Origin of the sequence: Runella sp. (assembly GCF_027484545.1) — a bacterium.
Classification (GTDB): domain Bacteria; phylum Bacteroidota; class Bacteroidia; order Cytophagales; family Spirosomataceae; genus Runella.
Map to the genome: position 1 here is coordinate 1 of NZ_JAIXST010000190.1, position 12,060 is coordinate 12,060.

The 12,060-nt window shown below is 38.2% G+C and carries 12 protein-coding genes and 2 tRNA genes; 3 read left to right on the plus strand and 11 right to left on the minus strand.

What is annotated here, in order from left to right:
- Positions 1-131: 131 nt before the first annotated feature.
- From Q0081_RS17595 to thrC, 7 genes are all read right to left on the minus strand, one after another.
- Positions 132-1,037 (minus strand): SMP-30/gluconolactonase/LRE family protein, encoded by a 906-nt coding sequence (locus tag Q0081_RS17595; RefSeq protein WP_298356038.1) that lies wholly within the window; start codon positions 1,035-1,037, stop codon positions 132-134.
- 131 nt (positions 1,038-1,168) lie between these two features.
- Positions 1,169-2,287 (minus strand): TlpA disulfide reductase family protein, encoded by a 1,119-nt coding sequence (locus Q0081_RS17600; protein WP_298356041.1) that lies wholly within the window; start codon positions 2,285-2,287, stop codon positions 1,169-1,171.
- 180 nt (positions 2,288-2,467) lie between these two features.
- Positions 2,468-3,487, minus strand: coding sequence for a LiaI-LiaF-like domain-containing protein (locus Q0081_RS17605; RefSeq protein ID WP_298356044.1), 1,020 nt, complete (start codon positions 3,485-3,487; stop codon positions 2,468-2,470).
- A gap of 11 nt (positions 3,488-3,498) precedes the next feature.
- Positions 3,499-3,669 carry a LiaI-LiaF-like domain-containing protein gene (locus Q0081_RS17610; RefSeq protein WP_298356047.1) on the minus strand — a complete coding sequence of 57 codons (171 nt, stop codon included), beginning with the start codon at positions 3,667-3,669 and terminating at the stop codon, positions 3,499-3,501.
- A gap of 32 nt (positions 3,670-3,701) precedes the next feature.
- A complete protein-coding gene (locus Q0081_RS17615) occupies positions 3,702-4,241 on the minus strand; it encodes a PspC domain-containing protein (RefSeq protein WP_298356050.1) in 540 nt (179 codons plus the stop codon).
- 183 nt (positions 4,242-4,424) lie between these two features.
- Positions 4,425-4,892, minus strand: a complete 468-nt coding sequence (locus Q0081_RS17620; RefSeq protein WP_298356054.1) for a GNAT family N-acetyltransferase — start codon at positions 4,890-4,892, stop codon at positions 4,425-4,427.
- A 1-nt stretch (position 4,893) separates the two neighbouring features.
- Positions 4,894-6,195, minus strand: coding sequence for a threonine synthase (thrC, locus tag Q0081_RS17625; RefSeq protein ID WP_298356057.1), 1,302 nt, complete (start codon positions 6,193-6,195; stop codon positions 4,894-4,896).
- A 258-nt stretch (positions 6,196-6,453) separates the two neighbouring features.
- On the opposite strand from thrC, the gene rhaT reads away from it, so the two are divergent.
- Positions 6,454-7,506 (plus strand): L-rhamnose/proton symporter RhaT, encoded by a 1,053-nt coding sequence (gene rhaT / locus Q0081_RS17630; protein ID WP_298356060.1) that lies wholly within the window; start codon positions 6,454-6,456, stop codon positions 7,504-7,506.
- Between the two features lie 461 nt (positions 7,507-7,967).
- On the opposite strand, the gene Q0081_RS17635 is transcribed toward rhaT, so the two are convergent.
- Positions 7,968-8,042: transfer RNA gene (locus Q0081_RS17635), tRNA-Pro, on the minus strand.
- Between the two features lie 59 nt (positions 8,043-8,101).
- Positions 8,102-8,191: transfer RNA gene (locus tag Q0081_RS17640), tRNA-Ser, on the minus strand.
- A gap of 173 nt (positions 8,192-8,364) precedes the next feature.
- Between Q0081_RS17640 and surE the strand changes: the two genes are divergently transcribed.
- Both surE and Q0081_RS17650 read left to right on the plus strand, forming a co-directional pair.
- Positions 8,365-9,135, plus strand: coding sequence for a 5'/3'-nucleotidase SurE (gene surE, locus Q0081_RS17645; RefSeq protein ID WP_298356063.1), 771 nt, complete (start codon positions 8,365-8,367; stop codon positions 9,133-9,135).
- Positions 9,128-9,406 (plus strand): hypothetical protein, encoded by a 279-nt coding sequence (locus tag Q0081_RS17650; protein WP_298356066.1) that lies wholly within the window; start codon positions 9,128-9,130, stop codon positions 9,404-9,406. The genes surE and Q0081_RS17650 overlap by 8 nt, the downstream gene beginning before the upstream one ends.
- Positions 9,407-9,417: 11 nt before the next feature.
- Here the strand turns inward: Q0081_RS17650 and Q0081_RS17655 are convergent, their stop codons facing one another.
- Positions 9,418-10,707, minus strand: a complete 1,290-nt coding sequence (locus Q0081_RS17655) for a hypothetical protein (RefSeq protein WP_298356069.1) — start codon at positions 10,705-10,707, stop codon at positions 9,418-9,420.
- 1 nt (position 10,708) lies between these two features.
- Positions 10,709-11,653 (minus strand): glycosyltransferase, encoded by a 945-nt coding sequence (locus Q0081_RS17660; protein ID WP_298356072.1) that lies wholly within the window; start codon positions 11,651-11,653, stop codon positions 10,709-10,711.
- Between the last annotated feature and the right edge of the window lie 407 nt (positions 11,654-12,060).

The window sequence follows — 12,060 nt, forward strand, 5'->3', positions numbered from 1 at the left end:
CTCCGTGTATTTATTCCTACTCCTAAATCGTCTGTGAGGATAATTTTCATCGTTGCCATATAAGTATAGTTTTTTCCTGAATTTAATCATTTTTGCACAGATTATTTACAGTAAGTAAATTTATAGTAAAATCATTTCTTTCCCAAAAACTCCCTCATCATTACCCATTCTCGACCCGGCGCATCTGCCTTAAAAGTCTCAAGACAACCGCGATCTTGAAGGGTAATGTAACAGGTCCGGCCTTTTTTACCACCAAAACAGATGTTGGAAACGCTTTTCCCTTTTGTAGTAATCGTTTTTATTACTTTGCCCTGAGGTGAAACTATCGCTACCTCTCCTTTTCCGTGACGAGTAATGTACAGATTTCCGGCATTGTCGCAACGCATTCCATCCATGCCACCGTCGTTAAACTTAATTAAAAGACGCTTATTCGAAATCGTTCCATCAGCAGCTAAGTCAAACGCCCAAACGTTCAATTGAATACTTTCATTGACATACAACGTTTTTTCATCTGGACTAACTTCTATCCCATTCGTTGTTCCCATATTTGGCGCAATTATTCGGGCCTTCCCCGCCGGTGAAACGTGCCAAAGCTGACCTGTCCCCTCTTTCCAGTTAGGATCAGAGCAAAAAATATGCCCGGAGCGCGTAATAGCCAAATCATTTGGCTGATTCATACTCGGCTCGTTACAATACACACTTACCTGTTTGGTCTGTAAATTTACTTTCAAAACATTGTGCCCCGTAAAATCAGCTACGTAAAAAGTATTGGCAGTGCCGAACCGAATACCATTCCCCGTACTGCCTTTAGGGAGGGTCAGAAAAATGCTGGCTCTATTGCGTCGGGGAATTTCTGCAATGGTACCGTCTATCGCATAATTAACTGCATAGACATTGCCTTCTGCATCCACGGAAGGTCCTTCACAGTTTTTGGTAAACTCATGTTCAGGGGTAAAATCAGAAGTTTGGGCGTTGGCCGTAAAAGCAGAAAAAAGCAACACAAAAAGATATAAAGAAGGGTAGCAGAAACGCATCATGGTAAAGGGTTTGTTTAATAGAAAAGATGTAAAGATTAAGATTTGGTTGAAAATAAAAAAACTTTCCGAGTTATGATAACCCGGAAAGTTTAGTTTGAATTTTAAAATGTTGTCAGTATCTAAACTGAATTCTAATTATTCACTTTCAATACCTCTTCTAATTTCTTTTCTAAGGCTTCGCCCCGTAGGTTTTTGGCAATTACTTTACCGTCTTTATCCAATAAAAAAGTAGCAGGAATTCCGTTTACTCCATAGGTTTGGGCCGCAACTGACTGCCAATATTTCAAATCCGATACATGGCTTGACCAAATCAATCCATCTTTTTCAATGGCTTTTATCCAAGCAGTTTTATCTTTATCTAACGAAACACTGAAAATCTCAAACCCTTTTTCTTTGAAGCGATTGTAAACCCGTACCACATTAGGATTTTCCTGACGGCAAGGCCCGCACCAAGAAGCCCAGAAATCAATCAGTACCACTTTTCCACGCAATGACGAAAGACTGACCGGTTTGTCAACAGTACTGTTTAGAGTAATTTCCGGTGCTTCATCTCCAATTTGAATACCGCGTATTCTTTTCGCGTTTCCTACGAATACCTGAGCCTGTTTCATGGTTGGACGTTCTTTCTCAAAACGTTTTGCCAGTGCATCAATTGTAGCAAATTCTACTTCAGGATTTAAGAAATTGGTCGCAAACAAAGCCGATAATGAAGTTCCCATTTCAGGGATCATCGACTTTACTTTAGCCGTAAAATCCTTGCCGGCAGCTTCAAAAGCCTGCTGAATCTCAGCAATTTTCTTACTATCTTTTTTCTGCTCGGCCTGTGCATATTCTTCCTGCCATTTGAGGGATTTGTCGTTCATGGTTTTGTACATCCCAATCAACTGCTGGTAATAGTCATTATTTTTTGAACCTTTAACAACGGCGTTGCCTTTTTCAGTACCATCGGCAATAATGTCAATCGCTTCTCCGCCTTCAATCAACACAATTACGCGTTGAGCTCGGGCTAAATTAACCTGATAAACTGTTCCTTCGTCTACTTCTTTACGCTTAAATGTAAAACGTTTATCGGCGCCTACCAATGCCGAATCAACGACAATGAGTGGTTGAGTGCCTGCTATTTCGAGGTAGATTTTATCATTCGGCAGCAAATTTTTAGCCGTTCCCGAAATCGTAAACTCTTTTGGAGTGCTTTGGGCAAAAAGCGAAATGCTCGTAAGCAATGCAACAGCAGTCAGTAGTTTTTTCATTTTTATGCGAATGTTTGCCAGTTTTTAACGAAAAACAGGCGGGTTTGTTGTGTAATATACAAAGGTACAAAAAACAAAAATGCTGCCGGTATTTTAACCCAACAGCATTTTCATTCTTTATTTCTACTGAACGGGTACTTCCGTTCTCACTCCTCAATTCCGGCTCCTAACTCCTCTCCTTTAATATCTGTTGATTTCCAACTTTGATAAGCCGCCTTCGTAAGAAATTTTGATTTTCTTTTTGGCTGAATTATAGTTGGAAGTACGGTAAAGTCCGTCGCTTATTTTTTCAAAATTGTCTAAATCCTTCGAATTAAGCGCTCCATCTATTTTAAATTCACATCCTACCGATTCGGGTATTTCAATTTCAATAGAGGCGACTCCTGCCTCAATGTCAATGACAGCGTCATTTTCAACGTTTTCACCCAATTTCAAATCCACTTCCGCAGCCCCTGCGCCAATTTTTACTTTTTTGACTTTGTAAGCCGACAAATCAAATTTGCCTTTTCCCGCTCCCAATCCCATGTCAAACGACCAGATAGGCTTATCGCTCAAACGCATATTGACGTGATTGTCCATATCATCAAAATCACGGATACGAATGCGTTTGCGATTGGTGCTGTCTTTGCTTTCCATTTCAAAATCAACAATGCTTGTTTTCGTGGTTTCGTTGCGTTTGGTTGTCATTATGTAATTGCCAAATTCAGTTTCGGCATCAGCCTCCACGAGTTGAGTCGTAGTTCCGTCAATTTTGAATTCACCCGCACCTGCTCCAAAATTCAGCGTTGCTTCGGTAATACCTTCGGTCAATGGCTCAGAGAAATGCGTATCGCCGTCTTTGGGATAAGATTCAGAACGTTTGTCATACTCATCATTGTCGTCGTCGTTATTATTATCATCATCGTCGTCAAAATCGTCCAAATTAAATTCGATGCCTCTGTCGTTCCAGTCATCGAATTTTTTGTGAGCGCCGTTGATAATGGCTGAAGGTATCGCAATTGCTATCAAAATAGCTGTTAAAACCCCTGACCAACTTTGTTTAAGCAACAGACTAGCTCCCGCTAAGATTAGCAAAATCGGCCAAAAACGAAGCGTCATTCCCCAATCAATGTGAAACCAACCGAGAGTTTTGGCCATAAGCAGTAAACCTACAGCCAATAAGAACGAACCCCAAAAAAGGGCATTTGAAGATTGTTTCATGGTTTCTGGGGTTAAGAGATTTTCTTCAGTTTATCTTTAAAAATCAAGAGTGCACCACCCACAATAAATAAGGCTGGCCAAAAGAATCGTTCGAAATCGAACCAATCGAAAAGTTCACGCATGAGCAAAAGGCCGCCGATTAATACGAGGATAACTCCCCAGAATGTGCTTTGATAGTTCATGGCAATTATAGAAATTTAGAGGTTTATATAAATTAGGCTTTGGGCTCTTCTGACTCACTGGTAGTTTCCGTTGATTCAGAAGTTTTGGGAGGTTGCCAGTCATTGATTGGGGCAGAGTCGGTCCACGAAGGCGTTGCAGGCTTGCTGTCAGCGATTGTTGTATTGGATTTATCACTGCTTCTCAGTATTATGAAAAGTCCAATTCCAATGAGTATTGCAGCCGGAATGAATTTCTGCAAGTGCATCCAATAAAAAAGACGGTCAAAAAGCATAAATCCGCCAATGAGAAGAAGGGCATAACCTATCAATTCAGCACCTCGGCCATAGTCTCTTTTAGGTCCGGATACATTGGGTGCAGTCCAGTTCGTTTCAGCAGTTGGTTCACCTTTAGGTAAAGCAACCCACAAAATAATATATAGTAAAATAATGGGAAATCCTTTGGCAAAAATCATCAGTACTACAAATATGACTCGCATAAGAGCCTTATCTATACTGAAATAATCCGCGAGTCCGGCAGCTACGCCGCCCAATACGGCCTCACTCTGAATACGATGCAAGGGTTTATTATTCATGGCTATTGTGTTTGATTGTTAGAAAGTTGGTTAGCAATTTCGCTTTGATTGATACTTTGTTTAGGGCTTTTGGCCTTTATTGTTGATTCAAAGGTACTATGCAATGCAAGGTAATAAAATATTTTTTATCACCAACGGTTAAAGGACAAAATGAATGGATTTTTTTGGGGATGAACCGGAAGATTAGTGGAGGAGATTTTTCTCAAAATACACTACATCTGGTTCCGGGTTGTAGTTATAAGGGGCAATTTCTTCAAAGCCATAACGAAGATAGAGTTTCACCGCAGGTTCTAAACGACGAAGGCTGTCTAATTTCATACAATGGTATCCCAACTCACGGGCGGTTACCAATACAGTATTCATCAATTGTTCACCCAAATGCAGGCCTCGATAGGCCGGTTGAACAAACATTCGTTTTAATTCACAGGTCTGAGGGTCAAGTTGGCGCAGTGCCGTACAACCGACAAAACGATTTTTATCTTGGACCAGCCACAATTCTCCCGTAGGAGGGCCATACATGGTTGGCAAAATTTGGAGTTCGTTATCGAACTTCTGAAACTGTAAATCAATGCCTAATCCTTCAGCGTACTCCTTGAAAAGTTCGACAGCGGCAAGATAATGTTCAGAAGTTCGAGCAACGAAAATATTCATATTAAGACAGTAAGTAGGCTTTAAAATCTCCAAAGTGCTTACTGATAGAAGTAGCCACTTTGGGTTTACTTAACAAATCAGACAAACGAGTCGGAATTTCTACTTCATTTGTCCCGAGTGCATCTTCCACTACATTCAAAAATTTAGCATAATGCGCCGTCGAAAGAAATACACCTGCTACTTCCTTTTTCGTCAAGTTGATATACTCTTTCAATCCTAAATACGCCACGGCTGTATGCGGACACATCAGATACCCTGTATGGTCATATACCTCGCGCATAGCTGTTTTTGTTTGTTCGTCATCAAACCAAAAACCCGAAATATCCTGCTTTACCTGTTGCCAATCATCGCCAAAAAAACGAGTCATCCGTACAAAATTACTTGGATTACCCACATCCATGGCGTTGGAGATTGTTTCAACGGATGGAACAGGATGATATGCACCTCTGTCTAAATAATTAGGAACAACGTTGTTTCGATTCGTAGTGGCAATAAAGTGCGATACGGGGAGCCCCATACGATACGCCAAAAGACCTGCACTTAAATTACCGAAATTACCGCTTGGTACCGAAAATACCACAGGTAATCCTACATGCTTTACTTGAGCATAAGCGCGGAAATAATAAAACGACTGCGGAATTAAACGGGAAATATTAATTGAATTGGCCGAAGCAAGGTTGTACTTTTGGTTTAATTCATCGTCCAAAAACGCTTGTTTCACCAATGCCTGACAATCATCAAAAGTACCGTCCACTTCCAGCGCTTTTACGTTACCTCCAAGCGTAGTAAGCTGCTTTTCTTGAATATCGCTTACTTTTCCACTTGGGTATAAAATGGTAACATTAATACCCGGCACATTATAAAAACCCTGTGCTACCGCTCCACCAGTATCTCCGGAAGTAGCTACCAATATGTGGATTTCTTTCTGCGAGCGCACTAAGAAATAAGACATCAAGGAAGCCATAAATCGAGCTCCGAAGTCTTTAAATGCCATGGAAGGGCCATGAAAAAGCTCAAGGCAATACGTCTTGTCTTCAATCGGTACTATAGGAGCATCAAAATCAAACGCGCGTTCCACAATCAACCGAATATCCGATTCCGGTATATCTTCACTCAACAATGTTTTCGATACTTCAAAAGCAATTTCATTGAAAGTCAAATTTTCAATTTTATTTAAAAATTCGGTTGAAACTTTTGGAATAAATTCAGGCATATAAAGTCCATTATCAGGAGGAAGGCTACGAAAAACAGCTTCTTCCAGTGAAGCTTTAAGATGCTGATTTTTGGTACTGTATAAAATCATTGGCAGATGTTGCGTATTGCGCGTTAATTTTTACGAAATTGAGAGGTCAAAATTACGTCTCCTAACCCCCTCATGCAAGAACTTCCTCAATTTTACACCGCTCACTCCCTAATTAGGAAGAATAATTCACTAAAATTTAATCAGTTACAGTATAAAATACCAATAACATGACAGTCAAGGACGGTTGACTATTTTGACCTATCTAAGTTTGTAAAAATTGAACAATTCTTATTCTTACTAAAACAAAATCAATTTCTCATGGAGTCTATTTTAGGTGTTGTTTTTCATTCAATCGGAGGATTTGCATCAGGCAGTTTTTATATGCCCTACAAAAAGGTCAAAGGTTGGTCATGGGAAAGCTATTGGATTGTCGGTGGCTTATTTTCCTGGTTAATTGTGCCTCCTTTGGCCGCTTGGTTAACCATACCTGGATTTGAAGAAATTATCAAAACAACTTCTCCTGATGTCATCAAATTAACGATTTTTTTCGGACTACTTTGGGGAGTTGGCGGTCTTACCTATGGGTTAGGAGTGCGATATTTAGGAATGTCTTTAGGAAATTCTGTTACCCTTGGTTTCTGTTCAGCTTTCGGAGCTTTAGTACCGGCTATTTATTATGCCTTCAACCCGGCTAAAGGAAAAACCTCTATTGTAGATATGGCTAATTCGTATGGAGGGCGAATTGTATTATTGGGTATAGCCGTTTGTTTACTTGGAATTTACATTTGCGGAAGAGCAGGAATGATGAAAGAGCGGGAGCTCTCAACGGAAGAAAAGCAAAAAAGCGTAGCTGAATTCAATGTTGGCAAAGGATTATTTGTAGCCATTGTCTCAGGTATTCTGAGTGCTTGTTTCAATTTTGGAATCGAGGCAGGAAAACCAATGGCAGAAGCTGCCGTGCAGACCGGAATGAATCCACTTTATCAAAATAATGTAATCTATGTAGTGCTGCTGTGGGGAGGGCTAACAACTAATTTTATTTGGTGCATGATTCTTAACAGTAGAAATAAATCGTTTGGTGACTATACGAATCCAAAAAGTCCCTTAACAAAAAACTACATTTTTTCAGCCTTGGCAGGAACAACCTGGTTTTTACAATTCTTCTTTTACGGTATGGGAGAAAGTAAATTAGGAAACGGTGCAAGTTCATGGATACTTCACATGGCAACTATTATTTTAACAGCTAATTTCTGGGGGCTTTATTTCAAGGAATGGAAATCCGTTTCTCCTCAAACTTTCCGTACAATTGTATTGGGAATCGCTACTATTTTACTTTCAGTCGTCATTGTAGGGATTGGTAATTCATTGTAATTTTCAACCAATATTGAATCTCGGAGTATAGTTTTATACCCATAAAAAGCCGCCTTGAAAGAAATTTTAGGGCGGCTTTGGTATTTAGGGCATTAATTTCTCCACTAAATTCTTTAATACCTCAACAAATTTGTAGCCTCCAATTTAAAAAAGTAAAAAATCTGGATTGCTTTACTTACGATTCACAAATCTATATGAGTTAAGACCGCTAAGGCTTTTAGTTTTGACTTTCCTTAACTTTTTATTTTACCCAGTGATAATTGGCCTTCAAAATTCAGGAGAGTTGGTTAAAGATGGAAAAAACAATTATCGAAACTGCCCAACCTTTCCGAATGTTCCACAATGAACGTGATTCTAAAAAAATTCAACGTCCTCCACAACTTTTGAAATTGATCCATTACTCTCCATTTGAACATAAAAAAAAGTGCCTTAATCCTAAGTAGATTAAGGCACTTTAAAAGTCGGGATGGCAAGATTCGAACTTGCGACCTCCTGGTCCCAAACCAGGCGCGATGACCGGACTACGCTACATCCCGAACTACCCGAAGGTAATTTTTTTGTCCCCATTTTGTAACCCTAAAGTTCCAAAACTTACTGGCGGTGAGGGCGGGATTCGAACCCGCGGTACAGTTACCCGTACGTCAGTTTAGCAAACTGGTGGTTTCAGCCTCTCACCCACCTCACCGTTGGGGCTGCAAATGTACTCAGATTTTCATTTTTACAAACATTTCTTGAAAAAAAAATCAAATTGACTGATTATCAGCTATAAATTTAATCGTAGTTAGTATTTAAACGTGGTTTTAATGAGTTTCAATGGAAATATCGAATATGTTTGCACTCCGAAAAACAGAAAAAAAGATGTCTTCCCCTAAATTGATATTGGTTTGTAATGACGATGGAATTACTGCACCAGGAATTAGAGCTTTAATTGCAGTAGCTAAAGAGTTTGGTGAGGTGATGGTAGTTGCTCCCGACAAACCGCAATCTGCAATGGGTCACGCCATTACAATAAACTCAACTTTGAGAATAAATGAGGTATTTATTGATGGCCAAAAAGAATACGCCTGCAGCGGCACTCCTGTAGATTGCATAAAACTGGCGGTAAATAAACTATTACCCAGAAAACCAGATTTATTAATTTCGGGAATTAATCATGGCAGCAATGCTTCAATCAACGTTATTTATTCTGGAACAATGTCGGCGGCCATGGAAGGTGCTTTGGAAGGTATTCCGAGTATTGGCTTTTCATTGTGTGACCACTCGATTGATGCAGATTTCAGCGTTTCTCAAACTATTGCAAGAAAAGTAATTGCAACAGCGTTATCATCTGAAATGCCTCAAGGAACCTGTTTGAATGTAAATATTCCTAAAGTGAGCGCTGATTTATTGAAAGGAATAAAAATTTGCAGACAAGCCAGGGCTAATTGGGAAGAAGAATTTGACGAAAGAAAAGACCCAATGGGCAAAACATACTATTGGTTAACTGGAGTGTTTAAAAACTACGATACTGGTGAAGATACCGATATCTGGGCACTGGAAAATAATTATGTTTCGGTAGTGCCCTGCAAATTTGACATTACTGCTCACGAAACAATTGAAAGATTAAAATCTTGGAAATTAGATGCTTAAAAAAGATAATTTTGCTTTTGGAACAATGTTGGGTTCTGGAATTCCAATTCTGTTTTATTTATTGTTTAGCGCATTGAACAAAGCAATGGAGATAAAATTACAAAGGATGATTTTTGAGCAGAATACCATTTTTGTATTGTGTATTGTGGCTAACTTAATTCCTTTCAGGCAATACATGCAAAAAGGATATTATGAGCAAACAGGTAAGGGTATCTTGCTGGTTACCTTTATTTACGCTTTTATCTACATGTATGTGAAGTTTTTCAGCTAAAAATAAGCGCTTTATAATTTTCTAAGAATATCTGCCAAAACCTTTGTTTGGTGTTTTCTACTGAATGAAGCTACATAGTTTTCATCAGCTTTTATTGGGATATTCCTGTCTAAATAATTATTAAACAATTTCATCAATTGAACTTCTGCTTCTTCCTCATTATGAGCAACAAAGCCTAAATTGTAAGCAGAAAAGGTTTGCTCCAAGATATCATTGTCTGAAGGACAAATCATAACAGTTTTTTGGAGCCCTAAATATTCGTAAATCTTACTGGATGGAATTCCCTTGGCACCTTTGTGCGCCACCATGAGTAGTAAATGAGATTTGGCTTGAATCTTTAGCACCTCAGTTCTTGAAATCCTTTCAGTCATTTCTAAAACATCTTCAAAACCCTTCATCAACAAAGAAACCCGTGCTGCAACATCTTTCAAAAATAATATACCTGGAAACTTCAAAGAAATTTTGTTTCTGTGTTGCTCATTCTTTCTTACAAAATCCTTAAATGCAGTTAGAAACACTTCAATTTCCTGAGAAGGATAAAGCATTCCATTGTAGACTACTGTGAATTTCTCGAAGGGCGTTTCGTGCAAATAAGAATTCACATCTTCTTCAAAAAAACCATTCAACAATACATGACCTTCCTTTTGAACGTAATCTCCAATTTTTTGCGCATAATAAGGAGAAATGCTGGTAATACAATTGGCTGTTTTCACCCATTTTTTCTCATCGCGTTGCTGCATTTTCTCTATAATTCCTCCGAGAAAACCACGGCTATCATTTACCTCACTGGTGTTCCAATCGTCGCGGTAATCGGCAATCCATGGTATATTGAATTTTTTATTTAATAAATAGCCAAACCTAAAAATCTCGAAAGGATTTCCAGTAATAATCAAGGCTTTTACATCTTTATTTTCTTGAATGTAATTTTCTGTAAAATCGTGAATGTTTGAAAATGGTATCGCTTTGTTGGTAAAAGTGTGACCGATTAACTCAATAAAAGAAAGGACTTTTCTAATCAGGTTGTATTTGTTTTTGCCATATTTAGCATACAACCTGTCTCTTAAATTTCCTCTAAATGGTAAATAATAAACTTCATAATCAGGATTTACTTCATGCTGCAATTCTTTCCCGGAATCGTGGTGCATATCATCGGGACCGTTGATATGATGTTCCCAATTTCTTGTGATGATGATTGGCTGAAATCCTTCTTGTTTTAAATATTTAGCCCAACCTAAAGAGCGTTGAGAAGCCGTAAGGTTGCACGGAGGAAAGAAATATGTAACTATAACTACTTTTTTCATTTCAGGAAAACAAATCAATGAAATTAGCTGTATTCGACTTTACTGAATAATGATTTTCAATTTTAATCCTAGTGTTCTTTGCGATTTCTTTATTCAGACTTTTATCTTTCATGATTGCTTCAATTGCATTTTTCCAATCTTCGGGTGAAGTGCAAATAAAACCATTTATTTTATCGTCTACAATTCTGGTATTAACTCCTACAGGAGAAACCAATGCAGGAATTCCCAAAGCCATGTATTGAAGCGCTTTAAAGCCACATTTGCCATTTGCCCATTTATCGTCTTTCAAAGGCATAATTCCGATGTTAAACTTTAATAAATCTTCAATTTCAGAATGCTTATTCCATTTGTGGTAAACCAAAGATTTCAGGTTGTATGTTGGTTTTAAATCTGAAATCACCATAAACTGAAAAGTATACTTTTCTTCTAACTCACTTAAAACAGGAATAACTTCTTCAATATATCTGATGGTGCTGTGTGAGCCTGTCCAGCCGATTACAAAATTATCTGTGTCTTGGTTTTTAACTTTGTTATGGTAATTTTCTGTGTCAATTGTAGTTGGGTTGTAAACTACATTTTTATTGAATTGTCTTGCATAATCGCATAAATACTCGTTTCCACAAGATATTTTATATACCCATTTGCAAATGTGTTTAACGTTTGAATATCCTTTTAGAAAAGAGAAAAAGCTATTTGCTTCCGAGTAATTTGGAATCCAAATGGCGTCATCGAAATCGTAAATAATCTTTTTCTTGAGCCATCGTGCAGCAAAATATTCAAAAAAAGCAGGTCCAATTGGAGTAGCTTCTCGGTGAATAAAAATGAAATCGTATTTCTTTAAGGTAAAAAGAAGGAAAAATCTTTTGAATAATCCGCCGATTATTGCCAAAGCTTTGCGTGGAAAACGACCTGGCAAATACAAAATATCCCAAATTTCGTTGCTCAAAAAGGGTTTAACGGTTACAGTTATACCTTTTTTTTGAAGGGAAGAAAAGTACTGTTCGAACCGAAAACGTTGACTCGGAGCTTTATCAATCGGGTACGGAACAATAAATAAAATATGCATAACATTTTAAAAGCGGTGCAAACCTAATCGAAAATTGCAAATTCTCTATCTTTGCCTTCATGTCAATTGGCAAACGCAACACTCCAGTTTGGATAATTTTTCTCATCGATTTATTTATCTGCTTCATTTCCATATGGATGGCATACCTGCTGCGTTTTAATTTTCGCATTCCTCATACAGAAACAGAAACATTGCCATTGGTTTTTACAGGCATTTTGTTGATTAGAGCACTCAGCTTTCTTATTTTTCAAACGCACCGAAGCATCATTCGATTTACAAATACCAAG